This window comes from Stenotrophomonas sp. 85239_Sma, from assembly GCF_056481725.1.
Genome location: NZ_CM151163.1, coordinates 3,504,342 through 3,530,477, shown reverse-complemented (window position 1 = coordinate 3,530,477; position 26,136 = coordinate 3,504,342). Strand labels below are relative to the sequence as shown.

The window sequence follows — 26,136 nt, the reverse complement described above, 5'->3', positions numbered from 1 at the left end:
CGATCCGATGAAACTGCTTGCCTTTGAAACCGCCACCGAAGCCTGTTCCGTTGCCCTGCATGTTGATGGGCAGGTGCTGGAACGCTTCGAGATCGCCCCGCGCCGGCACGCCGAACTGAGCCTGCCGTGGGCCGAGGCGCTGCTGGCCGAAGCCGGTATCAGCCGCCGCCAGCTGGACGGCATTGCGCTCAGCCGTGGCCCCGGTGCGTTCACCGGTGTGCGCCTGGCGATCGCCATTGCCCAGGGCATCGCACTGGCGCTGGACCGGCCGCTGTTGCCGGTCTCGACGCTGCAGGTGCTGGCGCTGCAGGCACCGGCGGAAGAAATGCAGATCCTGTCGGCGATCGATGCGCGGATGGGCGAGCTGTATGTCGCGCGCTTCGAGCGTGTGGACGGCCTGCCGGTGGCGCGCGACGCCGAACGCGTGTGCGCGCCTGCCGCGGTGGCGCTGCCGGAAGGGCTGTCCGCCTATGGTGTGGGTACCGGTTTCGGTGCTGCCGAGGGCGCACTGCTGGCGCAACTTGGGGCTGGCCTGCGCGGATTCGATGCCACCGCATTGCCGCGCGCGTCGGACGTACTGGCACTGGCGGTGCCGGCGTTCGCTCGCGGCGAAGCCATTGCACCGGAGAGGGTCGAGCCGGCGTACCTGCGCGACAACGTGGCGCTGACCCTGGTCGAGCAGCAGGCGGCGCGCGAAGCGAAGGCGAAAGCCAACGGCTGAGCCCCTCGTGGCGGGGTTGGTTGATCGCGTAAATCAAAAGCCGCGCTTGACCGGGCGGGGTGGGTTCGCGGGGGGCGCCGTGAACCCGTCCATGGGGGCTTGGCCGCGGCATCCATGCCGCGGACACCCCCGCGAACCCATCCCGCCCTGCCTCTGACAGTTACCGTGTGCGTCCGCCACGGAAAATCGAAAAAAAGAAAAGTCAAAGTCAAAAGCGGATCGCTTCGCTCGCATCCACGCGTAGCGTGGATGTGTGTCGACCAAGGTCGACACCTACCAATAGCAAACATGCGCCGCGATCTGTCAGAGGTGTGGCGGGGTGGCTGGGCAGGACCGTTGGCGCCATGGATGGCGCCATCGAGCCCCCAGGGATGGGTTTACGGCGTGTCCTGACCAGCCACCCACCACACCAAAACCACAGTCCAACCGCCGCTTTTGACGTTGACGTTGACGTCCAGCGGGTCCCGGGCCGCAGGCCCGGGCAACAAAACCCTACCGATCGTCGTGCAGGGTGCCGCCGGGCAGGAACACCCACGTGCGGGTGACCTGCAGGATGTCGATCTCGTCCTCGGTCTCCGGCAACGGCGGGAACGGCTGGGCCAACTGCACCACCCGCAGTGCCGCCTCATCCAGCAACGGCGTCCCGCTCGAACGCAGGATCCGGCTGCTCTCCACGCTGCCATCGCGGCGCACGCCCACGCTGATCACCACCTGGCCGCCGAGCCGGCGCTGCCGGGCCTCGTCCGGGTAGTTCAGGTTGCCGACGCGCTCGGCGCGGTCGACCCAGGCACGCAGGTAATTGGCATAGGCATATTCGCGCGTGCTGGCCGACACGAATTTGCGGTTCGGGCGCTTGGCGTACTGCGCGGAGCGCAGATGCACCTCGGCCGCCAGCCGTGCCATCTCGGCGTCGCGCTGCTCGCGTGCGGTCAGCGGTGCATCCGGCTCGGGCTGCTCCGGTGTCGGCCGCGGCTGGGCCTGGGCCACCGTCTCTTCGCCATTGCGGCTGCTCACCACGCGCGCCTGCGGTGGCGGAACCGGTGCGGCCGACTGCTGCTGTTGCGGCACGGGGCTCAGCCCGGCCTGCGCCTGCGGCACGATGCCCGCCTGGTTGTCGCGCGGGCGCTGTGCACGGTCGTGCTCGCCCCCGCCTTCCTGGCTGGCAGCGGCAAGGAAATCAGCCTGCTTCGGCGTCAGCGCGGTGCGGGTCTGGCTGAAGATGACCTCCAGCGTCGGTACCAGCGGAGCATCGCCCTTCACCGCAAAGCCCACGCCCAGGATCAACAGGGCGTGGACCAGCACCGACAGCGCGATGGTGGCCCCCAGCCGTTGCGCTTCGCGCGGCGGCGGTGGCAGGACGGCAGGTGCGGACGGCATCAGCGCAGGCCGGCCTCGAGCGCGTCGAACAGGGTGCCGGCAATGTTCAGGCCGTACTGCGCGTCCAGTTCGCGCACGCAGGTCGGGCTGGTCACGTTGACCTCGGTCAGGTAGTCGCCGATCACGTCCAGTCCGACAAAGCGCATGCCGCGGCGCTTCATCTCCGGGCCGACCTGGGCGGCGATCCAGCGGTCGCGCTCGCTCAGCGGGCGCCCTTCGCCACGGCCGCCGGCCGCCAGGTTGCCGCGGAACTCGTCACCCTGGGGGATGCGTGCCAGGCAGTAGTCGACCGGTTCGCCGTCAACCAGAAGGATGCGTTTGTCGCCGGCAGTGATGTCGGGAATGAACTTCTGGGCCAGCGCCAGCTTGCGGCCGCCCTCGGTCAGGGTTTCCAGGATCACGTTCAGGTTCGGATCGCCCTGCCCGCTGCGGAAGATCGAGCGGCCACCCATGCCGTCCAGCGGCTTCAGCACGGCCTGGCCGTGCTCCAGGGCGAAGGCCTTCAACGCCTTGGCATCGCGGCTGACCAGGGTCGGCGGGCAGCACTGCGGGAACAGCAGGGCAGCCAGCTTCTCGTTGTAGTCGCGCAGGCCCTGCGGGTTGTTGACCACGCAGGCACCGGCAGCGGCAGCCACGTCCAGCACCTGGGTGTCGTAGATGTACTCGGCATCGACCGGCGGATCCTTGCGCATCAGCACGATCTGGCCGGGACCGAACTCGGTACGGCTGAACGCGCCCAGCTCATACCAGCCGGACGGGTCGTCGCGCACCTGCAGCGGCGCGGTCTGGGCTACCGCCACGCCACCCTCCAGGGCCAGCCCGCCCGGCCGCACGTAGTGCAGGGCATGGCCGCGGCGCTGGGCTTCCAGCAGCATGGCGAAGGTGGTGTCCTTGGCGATCTTGATGTGGGCGATGGGGTCCATCACCACGATGACGTTCAACGGCATGGGCGCACCTGTCAGGCAAGGCGTTGATGGTAGCGGCAACGCTGGCCGCGCGCCTCCCTGCCGTACTGCAACGCAGCGTCCGCCTGCCGGCGGCGCAGTCATTGCGAACCCGGTCACGTTCAGCCGGGCGCCACCCCCTGCGCGGTGGACCGGCCTTGAAGCGGGCGCGGAAAGTGCGATATAGATACGCTTTCGCAGCGGCTCCCGCCAGAGATTGGGCCGTGCGCTTGGGGATAGGCAATGACTGAAAACACGACTGCGGGCGGGGAACTCGCAGGACTCCGGGTGATGGTCATCGATGATTCGAAGACCATCCGCAGGACTGCGGAAACGCTGCTCAAGCGCGAAGGCTGCGAGGTGGTCACCGCCACCGACGGCTTCGAAGCGCTTGCCAAGATTGCAGACCAGCAGCCGCAGATCATCTTCGTCGACATCATGATGCCGCGCCTGGATGGCTACCAGACCTGCGCGCTGATCAAGGGCAACCAGCTGTTCAAGGCGACCCCGGTGATCATGCTGTCATCCAAGGATGGTCTGTTCGACAAGGCGCGGGGGCGCATCGTCGGCTCGGAGCAATACCTGACCAAGCCTTTCACGCGCGAAGAACTGCTGGGTGCCATCCGCACATACGTCAACGCCTGACCAGGGGGGAAAGGCACAATGGCTCGTATCGTCCTGATCGAGGATTCACCGACCGACCGCGCGGTGTTCACCCAGTGGCTGCGCCGTGCCGGCCACGAGGTGCTGGAAGCGGACAACGCCGAGGATGGCCTGCAGCTGGTCCGCGACCAGGTGCCGCAGCTGGTGCTGATGGACGTGGTCCTGCCCGGCATGAGCGGTTTCCAGGCCACCCGTGCAATGGCCCGTGATGCGGCGATCAAGCACATCCCGGTGATCATCGTCAGCACCAAGGCGATGGAAACCGACAAGGCCTGGGGCCTGCGCCAGGGCGCAGCCGATTACATCGTCAAGCCGCCGCGCGAGGATGAACTGATCGCGCGGATCAACGAACTGGTGGCCTGATGCGCTCGCCCTTCGACATCCTTGAAGCCTACGAACGGCGCAGCCTGGCCCACGCGGTGCAGCTGCCCGGGCGGCAGTTCGCCCAGGACCTGTGGCGTGGCGTCGGTTTCCGCGTCGGCCAGCGCCGGCTGGTGTCCGATTTCCGAGAAGTGGTGGAAATCGTGCCGATGCCGCCGGTGACCCCGGTACCCTGCGCGCAGCCCTGGCTGCTGGGCGTGGGCAACCTGCGCGGCAACCTGTTCCCGGTGGTCGACCTGAAGTACTTCCTGGAAGGCACGCGCACCGTGCAGCAGGAAGGCCAGCGCGTGCTGATCATGCGCCAGGCCGGCGGCGACGTCGCACTGACCATCGATGAACTGTTCGGCCAGCGCAGCTTCGAGCTGGAACAGCAGATCGCGGCCGGCACACTGGCCGAAGGTCGCTACGGCCATTTCGTTGACCGTGCCTTCCATGCCGACGGCCATGACTGGGGCGTGTTCTCGCTCTCGCTGCTGTCGCGCACCCCTGAATTCCGGCAAGCCGCGGCCTGAGGCCGGGCATCGCCCCCTGCATTGAAGATCGAGGTTGAACGATGAGTACTGCTTCGGACGCCACCAAGACCGGCAAGCTGCGGCTGGGCGGCAGCAACCTCTGGCTGTTCCTGCTGCTGGCATCGATGATCCTGTTCGGCGTCAACACCGGCGTCGCTACCTGGCAGGGCAGCCGCCTCGCCGACGCCGGCTCCAAGGCCGCCGACCTGCAGGTGCTGTCGCAGCAGCTGGCCAACCAGGGGCGTGATGCGGTCGGCGGCAACGCCCAGGCCTTCACCGCCTTCAAGGCCACCCGCAACGCGATCGAACAGAACGTGTCGACGCTGCAGGGCCGCTACGGCAAGGAGCCGGGCGTATCCGGTGCCATCGCCACGCTGGGCGAGACCTGGGCACCGTTGGGCAAGCAGGCCGGGCAGCTGGTGGCCAGCGAGCCCGCTGTACTGGCCCTGGCCGGCAATGCCAACAACTTCACCGGCGCAGTGCCGGGCCTGCAGGCCCAGTTGAACGAGCTGGTGCGCGCGATGTCCGCCGCCGGTGCGCCGTCGTCGCAGGTGTACAGCGCACTGCAGCAGGTCGTGGTGGCCGGTTCGATGGCCCGCCGCGTGACTGAAATGCGCGCCGGTGGCAGTGCCGCCGCGACCTCCGGCGATGCACTTGCCCGAGATATCACCGTGTTCTCGCAGGTGCTCGACGGCCTGCGCAACGGCAACGAGGAACTGGGCATCACCGCCGTGCGCGGTGCCGCCGCCGTGGCTGCGCTGGAGCAGTCGCAGCAGAAGTGGGAAGCGATGAAGCAGGACGCCGACGCGATCCTGGCCAGCTCGCGCCAGCTGTTCGCGGCGCAATCGGCGGCCACCGCGTTGGGCCAGGGTTCGGCACACATGCTGGATGACAGCCGCAAGCTGTTCGATGCGTTCTCCTCGTTCGGCTCGGTGTCCGACACCCGCCTGTTCCCGAATTTCTGGATCGGCGTGGTGTCCGGTGCGCTGTCGCTGATCGCGATCATCGGCTTCGTCTCGACCAACGTGCGCAGCCGCTCGCGCGAGCAGGAACTGCGTTACCAGACCCAGGTGGAATTCAACAGCCGCAACCAGCAGGCGATCATGCGGCTGCTGGACGAAATCTCCTCCCTCGGTGAGGGCGACCTGACGGTGAAGGCCTCGGTGACCGAGGACATGACCGGCGCGATCGCCGACGCGATCAACTACGCGGTGGACGAGCTGCGCCACCTGGTGACCACCATCAACGACACCTCGGCCAAGGTCGCGATGTCCACCCAGGAAACGCAGGCCACCGCCATGCAACTGGCAGAGGCGGCGGGCCACCAGGCCAACCAGATCACCTCGGCCTCGGACCGCATCGGCGAAATCGCGGCGAGCATCGAGCAGGTGTCGCGCAACTCGGCCGAGTCGGCCGACGTGGCACAGCGTTCGGTGGTGATCGCCGCCGAGGGTGCCGGCGTGGTGCGCGAGACCATCCAGGGCATGGACCAGATCCGTGACCAGATCCAGGAAACCTCCAAGCGCATCAAGCGCCTGGGCGAGTCGTCGCAGGAAATCGGCTCGATCGTGGAACTGATCAACGACATTTCCGAGCAGACCAACATCCTGGCGTTGAACGCGGCGGTGCAGGCGGCTTCGGCCGGTGAAGCGGGCCGCGGTTTCGCGGTCGTGGCCGACGAAGTGCAGCGCCTGGCAGAACGTACCTCGGGGGCGACCCGACGCATTGAAAACCTGGTCCAGGCCATCCAGGCCGACACCAACGAAGCGGTCACCTCGATGGAGCAGACCACGGCCGAAGTGGTGTCCGGTGCGCGCCTGGCCGAGGACGCCGGTACCGCGCTGACCGAGATCGAGCGCGTGTCCAACGCCCTGAACACCCTCATCAAGAACATCTCCATCGCCGCCCAGCAGCAGTCGGCCGCCGCTTCGGACATCACCCGCACCATGGGCGTGATCCGGCAGATCACCGGCCAGACGTCACAGGGTGCCGGGCAGACGGCAGAGTCGATCGGCCACCTCGCGCAGCTGGCGGCGGACCTGCGCCGTTCGGTCGCCGACTTCAAGCTGCCGGCGTGACGCGGGCAGGGCGGCGAGCAAGGAACCAGTCGATGAAGCATTTCCATTCCCCACGCCAGAACTCGCGCGGCCACCGCGCGGCGGCGAACGGAGCGCGTCCATGAGCAGTCTGCGCGATGCGATGAGCCACGCAGCGCTGGGCTGGGTCAAGCCCGAGCTGGACGAGACCCTGCGCCAGGTGCGCAACGAGGTCGAGTACTACGCGGAAGATCCCACCGATGCCAGCCGCATGCGCATCTGCGCCGGCTACCTGCACCAGGTGCAGGGCACCCTGCGCATGGTCGAGCTGTATGCCCCGGCGATGGTGGCCGAAGAGCTGGAACAGCTGGCCAACGCCATCGGCGCCGGCCGCGTGGCCGACCGTGACGAAGCCTGCGCGACCCTGATGCGCGGCAGCGTGCTGCTGCCTGACTATCTGGAACGCCTGCAGAACGGCCATCGCGACATTCCGATCGTGCTGATGCCGCTGCTCAACGAGATCCGCGCGGCGCGTGGCGAAGAAGGCGTCAATGACAGCGTGCTGCTGGCCTTTGCGCCGGACAGCGTCACCGCCACCGAGGCCGAGCTGGACCATGCCCGTGGCAGCCTGAGCGGGCGCAACCGCGAGCTGCTCGATACGGTCGGCAGCGCGGTGAAGGAAGAACTGCTGCGCATCAAGGATGCGCTTGACCTGCACCTGCGCACCGGCGGTGCGCCGGAACAGCTGCAGACCCAGGCCAACGAGCTGGGCGCGGTGGCCGACACGCTGGGCATGATGGGCCTGGGCGTGGCCCGCGGCGTGGTCGTGCAGCAGCGCGACGCGCTGCGTGGCGTGGTCGAGGGCCGCCAGCAGATCGACGAGAACCTGCTGCTGGATATCGCCGGTGCGCTGCTGTACGTCGACGCCTCGCTGGACGACCAGGTCGCCCACCTGGGTGCCGGTGGCAGTGGCGAGGACGATCCGAGCGCGGTGGAGAACCGGCGTACGGTGGAGGTGCTGGCACATGAAGCCATCGCCAACTTCGCTGCCGCCCGCGAGCATTTCGTCGCCTTCATCGAAACCAGCTGGAACCATGCCGAGCTGAAGGATGTACCGCGACTGCTGGGCGATGTGTCCGGCGCGCTGCGCATGCTCGACCTGGGCACCGCCGCCGACTACCTGCGCGGCGTGCAGCAGTACATCGAAGCCGAACTGATCGGCCGGCAGCGCGTGCCCAGCGGCCGCCAGCTGGACACCCTGGCCGATGCCATGGCCAGCCTGGAGTACTACCTGGAAGCCCTGCGCGACCGTCGCCCGGGCCGCGAAGACATCCTCGAAATCACCCGCAGCAGCCTCGAAGCACTGCGCTACTGGCCGCTGCCCGAGCGCAACGCCGCTGCGCCGGATGCGCGGGTGGTGCTGCCGGTCGAACCGGAACCGGTCGCCCTGCAGGCCGAACCGCTGCAGCCGGAGCGCATCGAGATTCCGGTGCAGCCTGCTGCGCCCGCTGCCGGCGACGTGCCGACGCCGCTGCCGGACTTCACCTTTGACCCGCCGCCGGCCACCCCGGCGCCAATGGTGTCCGACAATCGCCTGATGTTCGGTGCACTCGGCACGGTGGCAGCCGTGGCCGCCAGCACGGGTGATGCCGATGCCTCGCCGTTGCCGACGCAGGATGAGGCAGAGGCAGCGCTGGTTTTCGCTGCGTCCAGCGCTCCCGCGCCGGATGTCCCGCAGTGGGAGCTGGCGCCGTTCCATCCGGAGACCGACGTGGTCGCGCCTGCCGATGACGAACGCAGCCCGACCTTCGCCAGTTTCGATCCGGTCAGCTTCGAGCTGGCTGACAGCGGTCACTCCGGTGCACCGCAGTGGTCGCTGTCCGAGGCACCGCAGGTGCTTGAGGAAACCGCAGCGCCTGCCATCGACGAGACGACGGACGTCGTGGGTTCATCCGCGACCGGATTCGATGCTGCACCGGTGTTCGATCCGGTAGCGGCCGAGCAGGATGCGGCTGCCGTGGCCGACGTGGTGTTCCGCTTCGACGCCGACGCGCTGGATAACGCTGACGACGTGCTGTCGCTGCATGCGATGGAAACGCTGTCGCTGGACGATGACGCCGGGTTGCACCCGTCGCTGGAGATCGTTGATGCCGTGGCGCCACCACTGGCCGATGCATCGCCTGCGTCGCAGGTCGAGGCGGATGAGGCTCCGGATGACCTGCCGGTACCGTCGATCACGCCACCGTTGATCGATGCCGCTCGTGCAACGGAAACGTCCGCACCGGCCGTGTCGATGATCGATATCGACACCATCGCGCCGATCGATTTCAGCGAAGCCGACGCCCAGTTCTTTGCCGAACTGAGTGCAGCCGCTGCCGGCTTCAATCCGCAGGCAATGCCCGCCGCGGCGGCACCGGAGGCGGTGGTTGCGACCGACGCCGACGCCAATGCCGACGCGAATGCGGGCTTCGACGCCGGCTTCGATGACGACGCCGAGAACATCGACGAGGACATCCGCGAGGTGTTCCTGGAAGAGTTCGACGATGAGCTGGCCAATCTCGGCACGCTGCTGCCAGCGTGGCGCATGCAGCCGGACAACATGGACCGGCTGCGCCCGATCCGCCGCATCTTCCATACCCTGAAGGGCAGTGGCCGGCTGGTTGGCGCACGCACGCTGGGCGAGTTCGCGTGGAAGATCGAAGGCATGCTCAACCGCGTGCTGGATGGCAGCCGCGCCGCGTCGCCGGCGGTGCTGGCGATGGTCGACAACGCACATGCGGCGCTGCCACAGCTGAACGCAGCACTGCGCCACGGCCAGCGCATCAGCGTCGACCTGCAGGCCATGCAGGCCATTGCCGATCGTGTCGGTGCAGGCGAGGAAACCTACTACGTACCGCTGCCGGGTGCGGCTGCGCCGGTTGTACCGGTTGCCGAAGCCGACGGCGAAGACGAGATCAGCCGCATTCTCGACGCGGAGGCTGCCGTTTCGGCGCTGGCCGATACCGCTGAGGAGGCCGAAGTCGCCGGCACACCGGCCAACATCGACAGCGTACTGCGCGAGATTCTCGAGGCCGAGGTGGAAGTCCACCAGGCCACCCTGCAGGACTGGCTGCGTTCGGCGCAGCAGGCACCGCAACCGGTCAGCGATGCACTGCTGCGTGCGGTGCACACCATGAACGGCGCCTTCGCGATGACCGAAGTGCCCGAGATCACGGCTGTGACCGGCGGTGCGGAGTCCTACATCAAGCGCGCACTGGCCGCTGAGGTGGTCCCGGGTGATGAAGGCGTGGCCGCCCTGGATGCGACGGCGCAGGCGATCACCGCCACCATGGAAGCGTTGCAGGCCGAACAGCCGCGCATTGCGCCGCAACAGGTACTGGCACAGCGCCTGCAGGCGCTGGCCGGTGCGTTGCCGGAAGCGCGCTGGCCGATGGTGGGCCTGGAGGACGACGAAGACGATCTGGCGCTGGATGACGAACCGGCGGTGGAACTGGACGCGGACGCATCGACGGTCGTCGCGCGTGAAGCCGATGCGGTGCCGCTTTCGTTTGCCGCACCGGAGCAGGAACCGGAGGCACATGTCGATACTGCGCACGCCCCGGTCGCCGACGTGGCGATCGAGGCCGGGCTGGAGGTCGGTGAGCTGACCGCCAGCGACGATCTTTCGCGCTACTTCGATGCCGGATGGCCGTCGGTACCGGGTGAGGGGGAGGCGACGCTGCCGGTGGTCGAATCGATCCAGGTGGCCGGCGATGTTCCGGGCGTCGCCGTAGCCGGCGTCGGGGCGGAGTCCGAAAGCCTGCCGCCGCTGTCCGACGGTGCCGGTCTGACCGTCGTGGACGATCTGTCGCCGTATCTGGATGCCAGTGCGCTGCCGGTCGACGACCGCGACGCCGAAGAGATCCCGGCCGGTGTCGGAGCCGTCGCATCTGACCTGAATGCGCCATCGGCCGACTACGCGCACATCGCTGATGCCGTGGCGTTCGAAACGCCTGCTGCACTGCCACTCGACAGCGAGCTGTCGAGCCTGCAGGATGAAATGGCTGCGCCGGGGTTTGCAGAACCGGTCTCGCTGGAAGCCGCGCTCGAGGCCGGCCTGCACGTGATCGACGAAGAGCAGCCCCTGGCCGACGACGGGCAATGGCCCGTGCTCGGCCTGCAGGCCAGCGAACTCGCGCCGGGCGAGGCGGAAGCCTTTGCCGAGGATGCGGACGTCGGCGGGGAGGCGGCGATCGGTGAAGGAGAGAGCGCCGATCAGCCGTCCCCGGCGACGGTGAATGGGGAGATCGCGGAGGCCGCTGCGCCGGCCACCGCCGAACCGGTGCGCTTCTTCGAACTGGAAGACGCGCCGGGCCAGGCGGAAGTCCGCGTCGAAGCCGTCGACGTCGAAGTGATCACCGCATCGGATGCCGTGGCCACCGACGCGCCTGACGTTGTCGCACCTGAGACCGTGGCAGCCGAAGTCCTTGCCATGCCGGTGCTCGAAGACAGCGCCGATGCGCTCGACTTCAGTGTCTACGATCGCGAGCTGGTGGACATCTTCGTCGAGGAAGGCAAGGACCTGCTCGACCACTGCGATGGCCTGATCAGCGAGCTGCGCGATGCGCCGCAGGACCGTGAGGTGCTGGCTGGCCTGCAGCGTGACCTGCACACCCTGAAGGGTGGCGCACGCATGGCTGGCATCAACGCCATCGGCGATCTCGGCCACAGCATTGAATCGTTGCTGGAAGCCGTTGCCGCCGGTCGCACCGAAATCGAACGCCGCGATGTCCAGCTGCTGGAGCGCGGATTCGATCGCCTGCACCAGCTGCTGACCCGCACCGGTGACCACCGCGTGGTGGAACCGGCGCAGGACCTGGTCGACGCGTTCGAAGTGCGTACCACCACCGATATCGCTGCGGCTGCTGCGGCTGCCGCAGCTGCCGCAGCGAACGTGGCGAGCGTCGCTGAAACCGCTCCGGCACCGGTCGCCAGCCCGGCACCGGTACTGCTCGATGCGCCGTTGTCGGCACCGCTGCCGGCCGAAGGCGTGGTCGATGAAGATCCGCTGGCGCGCCCGCAGCAGGAGCAGGTGCGCGTGCGCGCGGATCTGCTCGACCGCCTCGTCAACCATGCCGGTGAAGTGGCGATCTACCGCTCGCGCCTGGAACAGCAGCTCGGTGCCTTCCGTGGCGCGATGGGTGAACTGGAGCGCACCAATGCACGACTGCGCGACCAGCTGCGCCGCCTCGACCTGGAAACCGAAGCGCAGATCGTCGCCCGCTACCAGCGCGAGCAGGACCAGGCCGATCAGAAGTTCGATCCGCTGGAACTGGACCGCTTCTCCACGCTGCAGCAGCTCAGCCGTGCGCTGAACGAGTCGGCGGCCGATCTCGGGGGCCTGCAGGGCGTGCTCGACGATCTGTCACGCCAGTACGATTCGCTGCTGCAACAGCAGTCGCGCGTCAGTTCCGAGCTGCAGGACGGCCTGATGCGCGCGCGCATGGTGCCGTTCGATGGCCTGGTGCCGCGCCTGCGCCGCGTGGTCCGCCAGTCCGGCATGGATACCGGCAAACAGGTGCACCTCACCCTGGAAGGCACCCACGGCGAACTGGACCGCAATGTTCTCGACCGCATGGTCGCACCGCTCGAACACATGCTGCGCAACTCCGTGGCCCACGGCCTGGAAGCACCGGAACAGCGTCGTGCCGCCGGCAAGCCGGAAGAAGGCGAGGTCGCCATCCGCCTGCACCGTGAAGGCTCGGAAATCGTGCTGGAAGTGGCCGATGACGGTGCCGGCCTGGACCGCGAAGCGATCCGCCGCCGGGCCATCGATCGTGGCCTGCTGGCCGCCGATGCGCAGCCGAACGAGCAGGAACTGGACAACCTGATCTTCGCCTCCGGCTTCTCCACCGCCGACCAGGTCAGCCAGCTGGCGGGCCGTGGCGTGGGCATGGACGTGGTGCGCAACGAAGTGCGCCAGCTCGGTGGCTCGGTCGACATCCAGTCGGTGCGTGGCCAGGGCGTGCGCTTCACCCTGCGCCTGCCGCAGACACTGGCCGTCACCCAGGCGGTGTTCGTGCAGATCGGCGAAACCACCTTTGCCGTGCCGGTGGCCTCGGTCAGTGGTATCGGCCGCCTGTCGCGCGAACGCTTCGAGGCCGCCGACAGCAGCTACCGCTACAGCGGCGAGGACTACCCGCTGTATGACCTCGGCAGCCTGGTCGGGCAGGCCCCGGCACGCGCCGATGGCCAGGACCAGGTGCCGCTGCTGCTGGTGCGGGCCGGTGACCTGCGCGCTGCCGTGGCGATCGACCAGGTGCTGGGCAACCGCGAAATCGTGGTCAAGCCGGTTGGCCTGCAGATTGCATCGGTACCGGGCATCTACGGTGCCACCATCACCGGCGATGGCCGCGTGGTGGTGATCCTGGACGTCGCGCCGCTGGTGCGCCGTTTCCTGGCCAATCCGACCGCACCGGTACTGGCCAATGCACCGCGCGACGAACGCCAGGTGCCGCTGGTGATGGTGGTCGATGACTCGCTGACCATGCGCAAGGTGACCGGCCGCATCCTCGAACGCCACAACTTCGAAGTCAGTGTTGCCCGCGATGGCGTGGAAGCATTGGAGCGGCTGGAAGAGCGCGTGCCGGACCTGATGCTGCTGGATATCGAGATGCCCCGCATGGATGGTTACGAGCTGGCCACCGCGATGCGCGCCGACCCGCGCTACAAGGATGTGCCGATCGTGATGATCACCTCGCGCAGCGGCGACAAGCACCGCCAGCGCGCCTTCGAAATCGGTGTCCAGCGTTATCTGGGCAAGCCGTACCAGGAACTGGACCTGATGCGTAACGTGTACGACCTGCTGGGGATCGCCCGTGTCCGTGAGTGAAACCCATCCGGCCCCGGCCGTCGCCCTGCTGGCCCGTCCCGGTGCGGCGCGCGAACGCCTGCGCGAAGCGTTGTCGCATGCAGATGTGCAGCTGGTCCTGGAAGATGATCCGAACGGCCTGGAGCCACAGGTCCTGCAGGCCGCAGACCCACAGTTCGTGGTGATCGCGCTGGAAGCTGCCATCGAGGATGCACTGGAACGGCTGGAAGCCGTGCTCTCGGCACCGGGGCTGACCCTGGTGTTCGATGAGGCTGAGCTGGCCGCGCGCCGCGACGGCTGGGAGGCCCAGCGTTGGGGGCGCCATCTGGCCGCCAAGCTGCACGGCCACCAGCAGGTGTTGCCGCCGGGCGCCGAGGAAGAGCCCAGCCTGCAGCTGGAGCCCGGCCATCCGGCGCCCGCGCCGGTGCCGCAGGAGGAAGCCCTGCAACCGCACCTGGAGCAGGCGCTGAGCTGGGCCGATGAGGTTCCGGCCGACGGGCTGTATTCGCCTCCGGCACACCTGCACGAACCGATCGCGCTGGAGCAGGCCCTGGCGGCGCTGCAGCCGGTCGTGCCCGAACCCCTGGATCCGTCTTCGCCGCCGCAGGCGCTGGCCGAACCGGCGGCGCCTGCGGCACCGCCGATCTCCTTCGATCACACCGCCTGGTCGCTGGTCGAGGAATCGATCGAAGCGCCGGCACCGGCACCGGCAGACGCCGTGGCGCCGGTCGCCGCGCCGCAGCCCTCCTTCGATACCGATCATTTGAGCCTGGTCGATCTGGATGCCGCCGCCCCGGCCGGTGCACGCGCCGCATCGTTGCTGGTGCTGGCCGGCATCGGTGGCCCGGATGCCTTGCGTCGCCTGCTCGGCGCACTGCCCGCGTCGTTGAGCGTGCCGGTGCTGGTGCACATGCGCCTGGATGGTGGCCGCTACGGCAACCTGGTCAAGCAGATGTCGCGTGTTTCGCCGTTGCCGGTGCAGTTGGCCGAGGCCGGCCAGCATGCCGTACCGGGCGAGGTCCACGTGCTGGCCGATGATATCGGCGTCCGCGCGGCCAGCGATGGCCTGCATTTCCAGAGCGATGCCACTGGTATTTCGCTCGCTGCATTGCCGGCCGAACACACCGCGCTGGTGCTGCTCAGCGGTGCCGACCTGGCCCACGTCGGCCCGGCGCTGGACCTGGCGGCTGCCGGTGCGTGGGTGGCGGGGCAGGTGGGCGAGGGCTGCTACGACCCGGCTGCAGCCACTGCGGTGGTTGCTGCCGGCATGGTGGCCGGTGAACCGCAGGAACTGGCGCAGGCGATTGCCGCGCGCTGGGGTGAGCAGGACGACAACGGAGAAGCACCATGAGCTACGCCAGCAATGACGAAATCCGCGGCGTCCTGATCCAGGCCGGCAACGAGCGCGTGCTGCTGCCCAATGCCACCGTGGCTGAAATGATGTCGCGCGTGCCGGTGCAGCCGGTCTCCGATGCCCCGCGCTGGCTGGTCGGCGAGATCGGCTGGCACGGCTGGCAGGTGCCGCTGGTGTCGTTCGCACGCCTTTCCGGGCTGGGCGAAGAGGCGGTGGCCGGCCACAACAAGGTGGTGGTGCTGAAGTCCCTCAGCGGCAATGCGCAGCGCCCGTACTACGCGCTGCTGACGCAGAACTTCCCGCAGCTGATCTCGGTGCCGCGCGACGGCCTGCTGGCCGACGCCTCCGAAGAAACCCTGCCGCAGGTCGTGCACATGCGCGTGCTGCTGGGTGAGCAGAGCGCGCTGCTGCCGAACCTGGACGCACTGGAAGCGGCGCTGGATTCGCTGGCGGCCTGATGGGGAATCGGCCGGGCCATGCCCGGCGAGGGGAGCTGCGCCTTACCCCAGATCGCCCAGCCGCGCCTGCAACGCCGCGATGGCGGCCAGTCCGGCCGTTTCCGTGCGCAGGATCCGCGGCCCCAGCTGCAACCCCTGGAATCCTGCCGCGGCCAATTGATCGCGATCGCGAGGTGACCAGCCGCCTTCCGGGCCGATCGCAATCACGATGCCGCCCGCGGGAGCGGCCGCCAGCGTCGACAGGCGATGCGCGCCCTGCGGATCCAGGGTCAGCCGCAGCGAATCGGCTGGCAGCGCCGCCGCAGCCTGCGCCAGCGACAGCGGGGAGCCCACCTGCGGAATGCGTGCTCGCCCGGATTGTCCGCAGGCCGAGGTCACCACGTTGTTCCAGTGCGCCACCCGCTTCTCGGCCCGTGCCGCATCCAGCTTCACCTCGGTGCGCTCGGCGTTGACCGGAAGGATCGCGGCCACGCCCAGCTCGGTCGCCTTCTGCAGGATCAGGTCCATCTTCTCGCCACGGGCGATGCCCTGCAGCAGGGTGATCGCCAGCGGGGATTCGTTGCCGATGGCCTGCACCGCGTCGATGCGCACCTGCACTTCGCGCTTGCCGGCCACGGTCAGCGTGGCGCTGTAGTCATGGCCGTCGCCGTTGAACAGCACGCAGGTGTCTCCCTCGCGCAGGCGCATCACCCGCACCAGATGGTTGGCGGTCTCTTCCGGCAGGGTCACGGTCTGGCCGCTGTGCAGCGCCAGGTCGATGGGGCAGCGGGTCACGCGCATGCAATCGCCTCGTCGATGGCCGCCAGCGTGGTGTGTGCCAGCAGCTCCAGTTGTTCGTCATCCACGCAATAGGGTGGCATCCAGTACAGCACGTCGCCCAGCGGGCGCAGCACCACGCCGCGCTTGAGCGCGGCCTTGTAGGCCTGCAGGCCCAGCCTCAGGCCCGGGTCGAACGGCGCGCGCTTGTCGCCGTCGCGCGACAGCTCGAACGCCACCACCATGCCGGCCTGGCGCACGTCGGCCACCTGCGGGTGGTCGGCAAACGGTGCCGCCAGCGTGCCCATCACCGAGGCGATGCCCCGGTTGCGCGCGATCACATCATCGTCGCGGAAGATGTCCAGCGTCGCCAGCGCCGCAGCGCAGGCCAGTGGGTTGCCGGTGTAACTGTGCGAATGCAGGAAGGCGCGCTCGCGCGAGTCGTCGAGGAAGGCGTCATACAGCGCCTGCGTCGCCAGTACGGCAGCCAGTGGCAGGAAGCCGCCGGTCAGGCCCTTGGACAGGCACATCAGGTCCGGCATCACCCCGGCCTGCTCGCAGGCGAACAGGGTGCCGGTGCGGCCGAAGCCGGTGGCGATCTCGTCGGCGATCATGAACGCGCCATGGGCATCGCACAGTTCGCGCACGCGCTGCAGGTAGACCGGGTCATGCATGCGCATGCCGCCGGCACACTGCAGGCGCGGTTCCAGCACCACCGCACAGATCTCGCCGGGATGCTGGTCGAACAGCGTGGCCAGGCCATCGGCCGCCTGCCGCGCGCGATCGGCCGCGCTCTGGCCCGGTTCGGCCAGGTAGGCATCGGGCGAGGGGGCGAACAGGCCTTCGGCCAGCAGCGGCGCATAGACGCGGCGGTACAGCGGGATGTCACCCAGCGCCAACGCGCCCAGGGTTTCGCCGTGGTAGCCATTCTCGAGTGCGATGAAGCGCGTGCGCCGGGGCTCTGCACGGTTCTGGAAGTACTGGAAGGCCATCTTCAGCGCTACTTCCACGCCGGCCGAACCGTTGTCGGCATAGAACACCTTGGCCAGCGGTGCACGGCCGGCCTGGCGTGGCGCCAGTGCCAGCAGGCGTTCGGCCAGGGTGATCGCCGGCTCGTGGCCGAAACCGGCCAGCATCACCTGTTCCAGTTGCCCGGCCTGGGCGGCGATGGCGCCACCGATGCGCGGTTCGGCGTGGCCGAACAGATTGGTCCACCAGCTGCTGACCGCATCCAGATAGCGGTTGCCGTCGTGGTCGATCAACCACGCGCCTTCACCACGGGCAATCGGCACCAGCGGCAGGGTGTCCGGATGCTCACGCATCTGCGTGCACGGGTGCCACAGCACCTGCAGGTCGCGCTGCCGCCAGTGGCGGGCCAGCGGGGAGGGGGTTGGGTCTGCTAGCATTTCGGGCTCATGAACATGTTGCTGCCTGCACATTCTATCGGCCCCGGCGCAGCCGCCGGTCGCCGCGGAGATTCCGCATGAACGATGACCGTGCCGGCCGTCGCTTGCCGATCATCCATCGCATCACCGATGAGGAGAACGGGCCGTTCCAGCGCCAGCATCTTGACCTGGAGTTCTCCAACGGTGAACGCCGCCGTTTCGAACGCCTGGTCAGTCGTGGGCACGGTGCGGTGGTGGTGGTGCCGATGCTCGACGACGAAACCGTGCTGCTGGTACGTGAATACGCCGCCGGCATGCACCGTTACGAACTGGGGCTGGTGAAGGGCCGGATCGACGCCGGCGAGACGCCCGAGCAGGCGGCCGACCGCGAACTGAAGGAAGAGGCCGGCTATGGTGCGCGCCGGGTCGACGTGCTGCGCGCGATGACCCTGGCCCCGACCTACATGAGCCACCAGTCGTGGCTGGTGGTGGCGCGCGACCTGTACCCGGAAAAGCTGGCCGGTGACGAGCCGGAGGAGCTGGAAGTGGTGCCGTGGAAGCTGGCCGAACTGGACCAGCTGATGCTGCGCGAGGACTTCTCCGAGGGACGCTCGCTGGCGGCGCTGTTCATTGCCCGGCAGTGGCTGCAGGGACCGCGATGATCAAGCTGACGACGGACCTGCGCGAGACCGCCATCGCCATCGCCCAGGAAGCCGGACAGGCCATCATGCAGGTGTATGCCGATGGCTTCGAGGTGCAGATCAAGGACGACAACAGCCCGGTCACCGCGGCCGACCTGGCCGCCAACCAGGTCATTGAGCTGGGCCTGCGCCAGCTGACCCCGGACCTGCCGATCCTGTCCGAGGAATCGGCGCAGGTGGGCTGGGAGCAGCGCCGCCACTGGGGCGCGTACTGGCTGGTGGATCCACTCGACGGCACCCGCGAGTTCGTCAAGCGCAACGGTGAGTTCAGCGTCAACATCGCCTTGATCTACCAGGGCGCGCCGGCCTTCGGCGTGGTGCTGGCGCCGGTCACCGGCATCGTCTGGCATGCCATGCGCGGCGAGCTGGCCTATCGGCGGCAGGGCCTGCACGACACCGTGCTGCGCACCCGTACGCCGGCCACCGCACCGCTGCGCGTTGCCGCCAGCCGTTCGCACCGCTCGCCGGAAACCGAGGCGCTGCTGGCGCGCATGGGCCGCATCGAGACCATCGCGCAGGGCTCGTCGCTGAAGTTCTGCCGGATCGCCGAAGGTGGCCTGGATGTCTATCCGCGGCTCGGCCCGACCTCCGAATGGGATACCGCCGCCGGCCAGTGCGTGCTGCATGCCGCTGGTGGCGCGGTGCTGTCGGCCGCAACCGGCAAGCCGTTCCGCTACAACCGCCGCGAGACCCTGTTGAACGGCGATTTCATTGCCCTTGGTGATACCAGCCTGCCGTGGCGCGACTGGTTGTCCGATTGAACCTGGAGTCCGCATGAGCGCGCACGACACCCCCACCACCGGCAGCGCCGCCAGCAACGAACTCGAGCGCCTGCTGTCGATCATGGCGCGCCTGCGCGATCCGCAGGGTGGCTGCCCGTGGGACCTGGAACAGAACTTCGCGACCATCGCCCCGTACACCATCGAGGAAGCCTACGAGGTCGCCGATGCGATCGACCGGGGTGACCTCGACGATCTCTGCGACGAGCTCGGTGACCTGCTGCTGCAGGTGGTGTTCCATGCGCGCATGGCCGAGGAACAGGGCGCGTTCGCCTTCGCCGAGGTCGCCCGTGCGATCAGCGACAAGATGCAGCGCCGCCACCCGCACGTGTTCGCCGATGTCAGCGTCGACGATGCCGATGGGGTGATGCGCAACTGGGAGGCGATCAAGCGCGCCGAGCGTGCTGCCAAGGGCGAGCAGGACACCTCCGCACTGGCCGGTATCTCGCGCGGCTTGCCGGAATGGCAGCGCGCTGTGAAGCTGCAGTCGCGCGCGGCCAAGGTCGGTTTCGACTGGCCGGGCCCGCTGCCGGTGCTGGACAAGGCGGCCGAGGAGCTGCAGGAACTGCGCGAGGAGTTCGAGCGCGGAGACATCGCAGGCAACAAGGCGCGCCTGCAGGAAGAGCTGGGAGACCTGCTGTTCGTCTGCGCCAACCTGGCCCGGCACGCCGATATCGATCTGGGCGCTGCGCTGCGCGGGGCCAACCACAAGTTCGAACGTCGCTTCCGCGCCATGGAAGCGCAGGCCGACGCGCAGGGCGAGGCATTGGCTGCACTGGACCTGGAGGCGCAGGAAGCGCTGTGGCAGCACGCCAAGGCCGCGGAAAAGGCGTGAAGACGCTCGGCCTGTTCCTGCTGACCGCGTTGGCCGAGATCGTCGGCTGCTACCTGCCGTGGCTGTGGCTGCGCAAGGGGGGCAGCGTCTGGTTGCTACTGCCGGCGGCGGCCAGCCTGGCCCTGTTCGCGTGGTTGCTGACCCTGCATCCCACCGCCAGTGGACGCGTCTATGCCGCCTACGGTGGTGTCTACATCGGCACCGCACTGTTCTGGTTGTGGCTGGTCGACGGCATTCGTCCCAGTCGCTGGGACCTGCTCGGTGCAGCCCTGTGCCTGGCCGGCATGGCGGTGATCATGTTCGGTCCGCGCGCGCCCTCGGTGTAGCGTCGAGCCAGACTCGACCGCTCGCGCGCTCTCTCTCCTGTAGCGTCGAGCGTGGCGCGACTCTACAAAGGCACCGCCACCGGATCATGCGATGCCCTGTCGAAATCGGCCAGGCCGTCCAGACCGGTTTCCCTCCCGGGAAGGCGCATGATGGCGGTGACCCCGCCGCCCGGAGCACGCGCATGACCCGTTTCGCCAGCTTCCGCGAGTTCTATCCGTTCTATCTCAGCGAGCACCGCCATCCGGTCTCGCGGCGGCTGCACTTCATCGGCAGCTGCGGGGTGCTGCTGCTGGTTGCTGCTGCCGTGCTGCGCGGCCAACCGCTGCTCCTGCTCGCTGCTCTGTTCTGCGGTTACGGGTTCGCCTGGGTCGGCCATTTCTTCTTCGAGAAGAACCGCCCGGCGACCTTCCGGCACCCGCTGTATTCATTCATGGGTGACTGGGTGATGTTCGCCGACATCCTGCGTGGGCGGGTGCACCTGTAGCAGGCGGTTGCGGTGCACCGCAACCACTGCCTCGCCCGAAAGGGAAAGGACGGGCCTAGCCGGGCTTCCGCTTCCACGAACCGCTGCGCTGCGGCACGCCTGCGGGCGACCGATCTGGGATAATGGCGGTTCTTGTTTCCTCTGCTGCCGGACCCGGTCATGACCCAGAAGACGCTGCTCAACGATACCCACCGCGCCCTTGGCGCCAAGATGGTCGATTTCGGGGGTTGGGACATGCCCATCCACTACGGCTCGCAGCTGGACGAGCACCACCTGGTGCGCCGCGAGTCCGGTGTGTTCGACGTCAGCCACATGACCGTGGTCGACCTGCGCGGCGAGCAGGTCAAGCCGTTCCTGCGCCGCCTGCTGGCCAACTCGGTCGACAAGCTGAAGGTGACCGGCAAGGCGCTGTACTCGTGCATGCTGAACCCGCGCGGCGGCGTCATCGACGACCTGATCGTCTACTACCTGGGCGACGACTTCTTCCGCATGGTGGTCAACGCCTCCACCCGCGAGAAGGACCTGGCCTGGCTGCGCGAGCAGGCAGCACCGTTCGATGTTTCCGTCGAGCAGCGCCCGGACCTGGCCATCCTCGCCGTGCAGGGCCCGCAGGCGCGCGACATCGTCATCGGCCTGACCCGCGAAGCCGACCGTGCAGCGCTGACCAAGCTGGGCCGCTTCGCCGCCCTGCAGGCGCAGTCCGAAGACGGCGTCGAGCTGTTCGTCGCCCGCACCGGCTACACCGGTGAAGACGGTTTCGAGATCCTGCTGCCGCAGGATGCCGTGGTCGCCTTCTGGAACCGCCTGCTGGCGGCAGGCGTGAAGCCGGCCGGGCTCGGCGCGCGCGACACCCTGCGCCTGGAGGCCGGCATGAACCTGTACGGCCAGGACATGGACGAAGCGATCAGCCCGTATGAAGCGGCGCTGGCCTGGACCGTGTCGCTGGACGAAGGCCGCGACTTCATCGGCCGCGACGCGCTGGAAGCACAGAAGGCCGCCGGCACCGCGCGCCAGATGATCGGTCTGGTGATGGACGAGAAGGGCGTGCTGCGCCACGGCCAGGCGGTGACCACCGCCAGTGGCCTGGGCGAGATCCTGTCCGGTACCTTCTCGCCGACCCTGGCCAAGGGCATCGCCTTTGCCCGAGTGCCGGCCGGTGAGCTCGGCGAGGTCACCGTCGACATCCGTGGCCGGCAGGTGCCGGTGCGCGTGGTCAAGTTCCCGTTCGTGCGCGAAGGCCAGGCCCAGCCCGGCGTGCTCGCCGACGCCTGATCCGAACGTGCCGGTCGTCACTGACAGCAGTGGCGGCCGGTTGGTTACACTAGCCCCGTTTTTTCCACCCCTGCATATCTCTGGAGCAGTCCCATGAGCGAGATCCCCGGCGACCTCAAGTTCCTCAAGTCCCATGAGTGGGCCCGTGTCGAAGGCAATGGCCGCGTCACCGTCGGTATTTCCGACCACGCCCAGGGCCTGCTGGGTGACCTGGTCTACGTCGAACTGCCCGAAGTCGGCGCCGAGGCCAAGGCCGGCGAACAGATCGCCGTTGTCGAGTCGGTGAAGGCCGCCTCGGACGTCTACAGCCCGATCAGCGGCACGGTCGTCGAGGTCAACTCGGCGCTGTCCGACAAGCCGGAAACCATCAACGAAGATGCCTACGGCGAAGGCTGGATGTTCGTGGTCGAATTGACCAACGCCGAAGAGGTCAACGAACTGCTGGACCCGGACGCGTACGCCGAAGTCCTGGAGAACGACGACCACTGAGTCGTCGCTTCCGGGTTCGGATACGGCCACCTTCGGGTGGCCGTTTTTGTTTTGGCGACCGCGTCGGACTCATGACGCGGGGTTCGCTGTGTACCCTCGGCGTGGCATCAACCGACAGACGAACGGTGCCGATGGGCGTGCGCAGTTTTGCGCAAATCCGCGTTTCAGCCCCGCGCCGAGGCGTTCGAATGTGAAAACTTTTCGCCCCCTGTTGCGGCGCCGTTGTGCTGGCGTTGGCGGCGGTGCCGGTGACCATCGCCGATGCGCGCACGCTGTTGTGCCCAACCTGCGCCTATCTGCGCGGAGTGCTTATTTCAAGTGTTTTTTGATCAACGCCTGCATTGGCATCGATGCAGGCAACGCGCGTGCGCGCCGCTTCCACCGTCGTTGCAGGCCGTGCAGAGTGGTGGCGCCGAAGGCGCCCGGAACGGCGCGGATGTGAAAATTTTTCGCGGGGGTTGTTGACAGTAAAAAAAACCGTGATTAGGTTTCGCCTCAGCAGACCTTGCCTGCCCAACCGAGTGCGCAGAATCAATCGTCCGATGCGAAGCAGCCCCTTCAAGACCACCGCGACCCAAATGACGGTGGACATGGCCCCGCTTCCCCCGGAGAAATGCAAGGCAACTCCTGTTCCGATGCCCGCTCCGCCGATCGAGGCGGGCATTGCCGCATCCGTAACGGCGCGCCTGACGCGCCGGCGGTCCCCGCACGCAGCATCCGCGGGTTTGATCCAACTGGGCGTTTCAACTCCCTATCACTGACGAGGAGCCATCCCATGGCAACCAAGAAAGCTGCGAAGAAGAAGCCCGCCGCCAAGAAAGCGGTGAAGAAGGTCGCGAAGAAGGCCGCTGCCAAGAAGGCAGTGAAGAAGGTCGCGAAGAAGGCGACTGCCAAGAAGGCAGTGAAGAAGGCTGCGAAGAAGGTCGCCAAGAAGACCACTGCGAAGAAGGCAGTGAAGAAGGCGGCGAAGAAGGTAGCCAAGAAGTCCGCTGCCAAGAAGGCCGTCAAGAAGACCGCCAAGAAGGCTGTCAAGAAGGTAGCCAAGAAGACTGCCAAGAAGGCAACGGCCCGCAAGCCGGCCAAGAAGGTCGCGAAGAAGGCCACTGCCAAGAAGGCCGTCAAGAAGACCGCCAAGAAGGCAGTAAAGAAGACCGCGAAGAAGGCCACCAAGAAGGCTGCCCCGAAGAAGGCAGCGAAGAAGGTTGCCAAGCGCAAGCCGGCCGCCCGCAAGAAGAAGGCCGCTCCGGTCGCTCTGCCGGCAACCCCGGCGCCGCTGATCTAAGTACTTCCCGATAGCCGCATCCTGAAACCCCCTTCCCTGGCTGCCCAGCGGGGAGGGGGTTTTTTTATTTCACCATGACTCCAGCACCGAAATTCGCTGGACTACGCTACAGCCCGATACAGCAGGTTTATCAATGACTTAAGCGAGTTCAACATATGCCGGTGCTTTCCGAAACCTGACCTGACTTCCGACCGCCTGACTCCTATCCGGCCCTTGGAATCCAGGTCTTTCCAAGGAGTCATCATGGCTAAGATCAAACTCACTAAGTCCGCTGTCGATGCGGCGCAACCCCAGGCAGAGGCCGTCGAACTCCGGGACACGCTGGTCCCCGGCTTCCTGTGCAAGATTACCCCGGCGGGTCGCAAGGTGTTCATGCTCCAGTACCGGACGAACGCTGGCGAGCGCCGCAAGCCCTCGCTAGGACTGTACGGGGAGCTGACCGTCGAACAGGCGCGGTCGCTGGCGCAGGAATGGCTGGCCCAAGTCCGCCGAGGCGGAGATCCCGCCGCAGAGAAGGCGGAGGCGCGCCAGGCACCTACGGTCAAGGAGCTATGCACGAAGTTCATGGAGGACTACTCCAAGAAGCGCAACAAGCTCAGCACCCAAGCCGGCTATCAGGCTGTCATCAATCGCAACATTATTCCGCTGCTGGGACGCAAGAAAGTTCAGGACGTGAAGCGTCCTGAAATCGCCGGACTGATGGAAAAGCTTTCGTACAAGCAGACCGAGGCGAACAAGGTATTCAGCGTCTTGCGCAAGATGTTCAACATGGCCGAGGTATGGGGCTATCGGCCCGACGGTACCAACCCTTGCCGTCACGTCCCGATGTTCCCTGCCGGCAAATCGACTCACCTCATCAGCGACGAAGAAATGGGCAACCTGTTCCGACAGCTCGACAAGATCGAGTCGGAGGGGCTGGAGAACTACGTCATCCCTTTGGGAATCCGCCTGCAGTTCGAGTTCGCCGGCCGCCGCTCGGAAATCATCGCGCTGGAATGGAACTGGGTTGACTTGCAGAACCGGCGCGTCGTCTGGCCTGACAGCAAGACAGGCGGCATGTCTAAGCCCATGAGCGAGGAAGCCTATCGGCTACTCTCGACGGCACCCCGGCAGGAGGGTAGCCGCTATGTGCTGCCTTCTCCTAGCCACGCTGGCAAGCATCTAACCACGGGCGAGTATTACGGTGGCTGGAGCCGTGCGCTCAAGGCGGCTGGCGCTACGCACGTGGGCACGCACGGCATCCGCCACCGTTCGGCGACCGACATTGCCAATTCGGGCATCCCGGTCAAGGTCGGCATGGCGCTAACGGCGCACAAGACCGTCGTCATGTTCATGCGCTACGTCCACACCGAGGATAAGCCGGTGCGAGAGGCGGCCGAACTGGTGGCGAATCGGCGTAAGACGATCACCGGGATGCAGGGAGCCAAGGAGGTGGCCGCATGACCCGGCGCAAGGCATCCGTCTCAGCGCCAGCAGCGCCGCCCGCGCTGCTGGGCGACATCCGGGCACTGATCGAAGCGTCGCGCCAGCGCGTCGCCTCGGCGGTCAATGCCGAGCTGACATTGCTGTTCTGGCGCATTGGCCAGCGCATCCATACGGAAGTGCTTGCCGGGCAGCGGGCCGGGTACGGCGACGAAATCCTGCCGACCCTGGCGGCGCAGCTTGTCCGCGACTACGGACGTAGCTTCGCGGACAAGAACCTGCGCCGGATGGTGCAGTTCGCCGCCACCTTCTCGGACGAGCCAATTGTCGTGACGCTGTCACGACAATTGAGCTGGTCGCATTTCGTGGCGCTGCTGCCGCTAAAAGACCCGCTCCAGCGGGACTACTACGTGCAAATGGCCAGCGCCGAACGCTGGAGCGTGCGGACGCTACGCGAGCGCATCGACTCGATGCTATACGAGCGCACGGCGCTGTCCAAGAAGCCGGACGAGACGATCACGCAAGAGCTGGCGGCGATGCGCGATGCGCAGCGCATGTCGCCGGCGCTGGTCATGCGCGACCCGTACATCCTCGACTTCCTGGGCCTGCGCGATACCTGGCAGGAAGGCGACCTGGAAGCCGCGATCATCCGCGAAATGGAGTCTTTTTTGCTGGAGTTGGGCGCGGGCTTCTCTTTCCTAGCCCGGCAGAAACGCATCCAGATCGACGACGAGGATTTCCACCTGGACCTGCTGTTCTATAACCGCAAGCTGCGGCGGCTGGTGGCGGTGGAGTTGAAGATCGGCGAGTTCAAGGCAGCATACAAGGGGCAGATGGAGCTTTATTTGCGTTGGCTCGACAAGCACGAACGCGAACCGGAGGAAGCCTCGCCGCTGGGCATCATTCTTTGTACCGGCAAGAAGTCAGAGCAGATCGAGTTGCTGGAGCTGGACAAGTCGGGCATCCACGTAGCCGAATACCTGACGACCCTGCCGCCGCGTGCGGTGCTGGGGGAGCGGTTGCAGCAGGCGACCGAACGGGCGCGGTTGCAGATCGAGCAGCGGCAGCCTGGCGAGAAGTCCTGACAGCAGCATCTGTCCAACCGTAC

At 67.3% G+C, this 26,136-nt stretch carries 23 protein-coding genes; 18 read left to right on the top strand and 5 right to left on the bottom strand.

The genetic code is table 11. The annotated features are described in order from the left end of the window. Window positions 1–7: 7 nt before the first annotated feature. On the top strand, window positions 8–721 hold the full coding sequence (tsaB, locus tag ACYKG1_RS16490) for a tRNA (adenosine(37)-N6)-threonylcarbamoyltransferase complex dimerization subunit type 1 TsaB (RefSeq protein WP_329811054.1): 714 nt from the start codon (window positions 8–10) through the stop codon (window positions 719–721). 492 nt (window positions 722–1,213) lie between these two features. Here tsaB and ACYKG1_RS16485 read toward each other — a convergent pair whose 3' ends face one another. Then, window positions 1,214–2,098, bottom strand: coding sequence for an energy transducer TonB (locus tag ACYKG1_RS16485; protein WP_100473654.1), 885 nt, complete (start codon window positions 2,096–2,098; stop codon window positions 1,214–1,216). Next, entirely contained in the window at window positions 2,098–3,045 is a 948-nt protein-coding gene (gshB, locus tag ACYKG1_RS16480) for a glutathione synthase (protein ID WP_262227558.1), read from the bottom strand. Before gshB ends, ACYKG1_RS16485 begins: the two co-directional genes overlap by 1 nt. A gap of 240 nt (window positions 3,046–3,285) precedes the next feature. Between gshB and pilG the strand changes: the two genes are divergently transcribed. The 7 genes from pilG (at window position 3,286) to ACYKG1_RS16445 (ending at window position 15,296) form a co-directional block, all read left to right on the top strand. Then, window positions 3,286–3,687 (top strand): twitching motility response regulator PilG, encoded by a 402-nt coding sequence (gene pilG, locus ACYKG1_RS16475; protein ID WP_005418455.1) that lies wholly within the window; start codon window positions 3,286–3,288, stop codon window positions 3,685–3,687. 18 nt (window positions 3,688–3,705) lie between these two features. Continuing rightward, window positions 3,706–4,068, top strand: a complete 363-nt coding sequence (locus ACYKG1_RS16470) for a response regulator (protein WP_005410717.1) — start codon at window positions 3,706–3,708, stop codon at window positions 4,066–4,068. Then, entirely contained in the window at window positions 4,068–4,598 is a 531-nt protein-coding gene (locus ACYKG1_RS16465; RefSeq protein ID WP_100473652.1) for a chemotaxis protein CheW, read from the top strand. The genes ACYKG1_RS16470 and ACYKG1_RS16465 overlap by 1 nt, the downstream gene beginning before the upstream one ends. Window positions 4,599–4,639: 41 nt before the next feature. Continuing rightward, a complete protein-coding gene (locus tag ACYKG1_RS16460; protein ID WP_262082865.1) occupies window positions 4,640–6,676 on the top strand; it encodes a methyl-accepting chemotaxis protein in 2,037 nt (678 codons plus the stop codon). 100 nt (window positions 6,677–6,776) lie between these two features. Beyond that, window positions 6,777–13,505: an Hpt domain-containing protein gene (locus ACYKG1_RS16455; protein WP_478470917.1), complete on the top strand. Its 6,729-nt coding sequence runs from the start codon at window positions 6,777–6,779 to the stop codon at window positions 13,503–13,505. Next, window positions 13,492–14,835 carry a chemotaxis protein CheB gene (locus ACYKG1_RS16450; protein WP_478470916.1) on the top strand — a complete coding sequence of 448 codons (1,344 nt, stop codon included), beginning with the start codon at window positions 13,492–13,494 and terminating at the stop codon, window positions 14,833–14,835. Before ACYKG1_RS16455 ends, ACYKG1_RS16450 begins: the two co-directional genes overlap by 14 nt. After that, window positions 14,832–15,296 carry a chemotaxis protein CheW gene (locus tag ACYKG1_RS16445; RefSeq protein WP_100473648.1) on the top strand — a complete coding sequence of 155 codons (465 nt, stop codon included), beginning with the start codon at window positions 14,832–14,834 and terminating at the stop codon, window positions 15,294–15,296. Before ACYKG1_RS16450 ends, ACYKG1_RS16445 begins: the two co-directional genes overlap by 4 nt. Window positions 15,297–15,338: 42 nt before the next feature. Here the strand turns inward: ACYKG1_RS16445 and ACYKG1_RS16440 are convergent, their stop codons facing one another. Together ACYKG1_RS16440 and bioA are read right to left on the bottom strand one after the other, a co-directional pair. Continuing rightward, window positions 15,339–16,076, bottom strand: a complete 738-nt coding sequence (locus ACYKG1_RS16440) for a 16S rRNA (uracil(1498)-N(3))-methyltransferase (RefSeq protein WP_478470915.1) — start codon at window positions 16,074–16,076, stop codon at window positions 15,339–15,341. Then, window positions 16,067–17,458 (bottom strand): adenosylmethionine--8-amino-7-oxononanoate transaminase, encoded by a 1,392-nt coding sequence (gene bioA, locus ACYKG1_RS16435; RefSeq protein ID WP_478470914.1) that lies wholly within the window; start codon window positions 17,456–17,458, stop codon window positions 16,067–16,069. Before bioA ends, ACYKG1_RS16440 begins: the two co-directional genes overlap by 10 nt. 77 nt (window positions 17,459–17,535) lie before the next feature. Between bioA and nudE the strand changes: the two genes are divergently transcribed. The 7 genes from nudE to gcvH all read left to right on the top strand — a co-directional run bounded on the left by nudE (window position 17,536) and on the right by gcvH (window position 22,324). Next, a complete protein-coding gene (nudE, locus tag ACYKG1_RS16430; protein WP_100473645.1) occupies window positions 17,536–18,099 on the top strand; it encodes an ADP compounds hydrolase NudE in 564 nt (187 codons plus the stop codon). Next, window positions 18,096–18,899 carry a 3'(2'),5'-bisphosphate nucleotidase CysQ gene (gene cysQ / locus ACYKG1_RS16425; RefSeq protein ID WP_100440360.1) on the top strand — a complete coding sequence of 268 codons (804 nt, stop codon included), beginning with the start codon at window positions 18,096–18,098 and terminating at the stop codon, window positions 18,897–18,899. Before nudE ends, cysQ begins: the two co-directional genes overlap by 4 nt. Before the next feature lie 13 nt (window positions 18,900–18,912). Next, window positions 18,913–19,752, top strand: a complete 840-nt coding sequence (gene mazG, locus ACYKG1_RS16420) for a nucleoside triphosphate pyrophosphohydrolase (RefSeq protein WP_100473644.1) — start codon at window positions 18,913–18,915, stop codon at window positions 19,750–19,752. Then, entirely contained in the window at window positions 19,749–20,078 is a 330-nt protein-coding gene (locus ACYKG1_RS16415) for a YnfA family protein (RefSeq protein WP_100473643.1), read from the top strand. Before mazG ends, ACYKG1_RS16415 begins: the two co-directional genes overlap by 4 nt. Before the next feature lie 182 nt (window positions 20,079–20,260). Beyond that, entirely contained in the window at window positions 20,261–20,563 is a 303-nt protein-coding gene (locus ACYKG1_RS16410) for an Mpo1-like protein (RefSeq protein WP_100473642.1), read from the top strand. A 159-nt stretch (window positions 20,564–20,722) separates the two neighbouring features. Beyond that, on the top strand, window positions 20,723–21,835 hold the full coding sequence (gcvT, locus tag ACYKG1_RS16405) for a glycine cleavage system aminomethyltransferase GcvT (RefSeq protein ID WP_100473641.1): 1,113 nt from the start codon (window positions 20,723–20,725) through the stop codon (window positions 21,833–21,835). A 93-nt stretch (window positions 21,836–21,928) separates the two neighbouring features. After that, window positions 21,929–22,324, top strand: coding sequence for a glycine cleavage system protein GcvH (gcvH, locus tag ACYKG1_RS16400; RefSeq protein ID WP_100473640.1), 396 nt, complete (start codon window positions 21,929–21,931; stop codon window positions 22,322–22,324). 292 nt (window positions 22,325–22,616) lie between these two features. Here the strand turns inward: gcvH and ACYKG1_RS16395 are convergent, their stop codons facing one another. Then, window positions 22,617–22,988 (bottom strand): hypothetical protein, encoded by a 372-nt coding sequence (locus ACYKG1_RS16395; RefSeq protein WP_478470913.1) that lies wholly within the window; start codon window positions 22,986–22,988, stop codon window positions 22,617–22,619. A gap of 111 nt (window positions 22,989–23,099) precedes the next feature. On the opposite strand from ACYKG1_RS16395, the gene ACYKG1_RS16390 reads away from it, so the two are divergent. The 3 genes from ACYKG1_RS16390 to ACYKG1_RS16380 all read left to right on the top strand — a co-directional run bounded on the left by ACYKG1_RS16390 (window position 23,100) and on the right by ACYKG1_RS16380 (window position 26,113). Then, window positions 23,100–23,606 (top strand): hypothetical protein, encoded by a 507-nt coding sequence (locus ACYKG1_RS16390; RefSeq protein ID WP_478470912.1) that lies wholly within the window; start codon window positions 23,100–23,102, stop codon window positions 23,604–23,606. A 243-nt stretch (window positions 23,607–23,849) separates the two neighbouring features. Continuing rightward, window positions 23,850–25,049 carry a tyrosine-type recombinase/integrase gene (locus ACYKG1_RS16385; RefSeq protein WP_004883034.1) on the top strand — a complete coding sequence of 400 codons (1,200 nt, stop codon included), beginning with the start codon at window positions 23,850–23,852 and terminating at the stop codon, window positions 25,047–25,049. Next, complete coding sequence (locus tag ACYKG1_RS16380) at window positions 25,046–26,113, top strand: PDDEXK nuclease domain-containing protein (RefSeq protein WP_004883035.1); 1,068 nt, start codon at window positions 25,046–25,048, stop codon at window positions 26,111–26,113. The genes ACYKG1_RS16385 and ACYKG1_RS16380 overlap by 4 nt, the downstream gene beginning before the upstream one ends. Window positions 26,114–26,136: the final 23 nt, after the last annotated feature.

Coding starts and splice junctions, on each gene's coding strand:
- ACYKG1_RS16485 (WP_100473654.1), bottom strand. CDS start 2,098: ATGCCGTCCGCACCTGCCGTCCTGCCACCGCCGCCGCGCGAAGCGCAA.
- ACYKG1_RS16380 (WP_004883035.1), top strand. CDS start 25,046: ATGACCCGGCGCAAGGCATCCGTCTCAGCGCCAGCAGCGCCGCCCGCG.
- ACYKG1_RS16390 (WP_478470912.1), top strand. CDS start 23,100: ATGGCAACCAAGAAAGCTGCGAAGAAGAAGCCCGCCGCCAAGAAAGCG.
- gshB (WP_262227558.1), bottom strand. CDS start 3,045: ATGCCGTTGAACGTCATCGTGGTGATGGACCCCATCGCCCACATCAAG.
- ACYKG1_RS16410 (WP_100473642.1), top strand. CDS start 20,261: ATGACCCGTTTCGCCAGCTTCCGCGAGTTCTATCCGTTCTATCTCAGC.
- tsaB (WP_329811054.1), top strand. CDS start 8: ATGAAACTGCTTGCCTTTGAAACCGCCACCGAAGCCTGTTCCGTTGCC.
- ACYKG1_RS16470 (WP_005410717.1), top strand. CDS start 3,706: ATGGCTCGTATCGTCCTGATCGAGGATTCACCGACCGACCGCGCGGTG.
- cysQ (WP_100440360.1), top strand. CDS start 18,096: ATGATCAAGCTGACGACGGACCTGCGCGAGACCGCCATCGCCATCGCC.
- gcvT (WP_100473641.1), top strand. CDS start 20,723: ATGACCCAGAAGACGCTGCTCAACGATACCCACCGCGCCCTTGGCGCC.
- pilG (WP_005418455.1), top strand. CDS start 3,286: ATGACTGAAAACACGACTGCGGGCGGGGAACTCGCAGGACTCCGGGTG.
- ACYKG1_RS16455 (WP_478470917.1), top strand. CDS start 6,777: ATGAGCAGTCTGCGCGATGCGATGAGCCACGCAGCGCTGGGCTGGGTC.
- ACYKG1_RS16385 (WP_004883034.1), top strand. CDS start 23,850: ATGGCTAAGATCAAACTCACTAAGTCCGCTGTCGATGCGGCGCAACCC.
- ACYKG1_RS16395 (WP_478470913.1), bottom strand. CDS start 22,988: ATGCCCGCCTCGATCGGCGGAGCGGGCATCGGAACAGGAGTTGCCTTG.
- mazG (WP_100473644.1), top strand. CDS start 18,913: ATGAGCGCGCACGACACCCCCACCACCGGCAGCGCCGCCAGCAACGAA.
- ACYKG1_RS16460 (WP_262082865.1), top strand. CDS start 4,640: ATGAGTACTGCTTCGGACGCCACCAAGACCGGCAAGCTGCGGCTGGGC.
- ACYKG1_RS16440 (WP_478470915.1), bottom strand. CDS start 16,076: ATGCGCGTGACCCGCTGCCCCATCGACCTGGCGCTGCACAGCGGCCAG.
- ACYKG1_RS16445 (WP_100473648.1), top strand. CDS start 14,832: ATGAGCTACGCCAGCAATGACGAAATCCGCGGCGTCCTGATCCAGGCC.
- bioA (WP_478470914.1), bottom strand. CDS start 17,458: ATGCTAGCAGACCCAACCCCCTCCCCGCTGGCCCGCCACTGGCGGCAG.
- gcvH (WP_100473640.1), top strand. CDS start 21,929: ATGAGCGAGATCCCCGGCGACCTCAAGTTCCTCAAGTCCCATGAGTGG.
- nudE (WP_100473645.1), top strand. CDS start 17,536: ATGAACGATGACCGTGCCGGCCGTCGCTTGCCGATCATCCATCGCATC.
- ACYKG1_RS16465 (WP_100473652.1), top strand. CDS start 4,068: ATGCGCTCGCCCTTCGACATCCTTGAAGCCTACGAACGGCGCAGCCTG.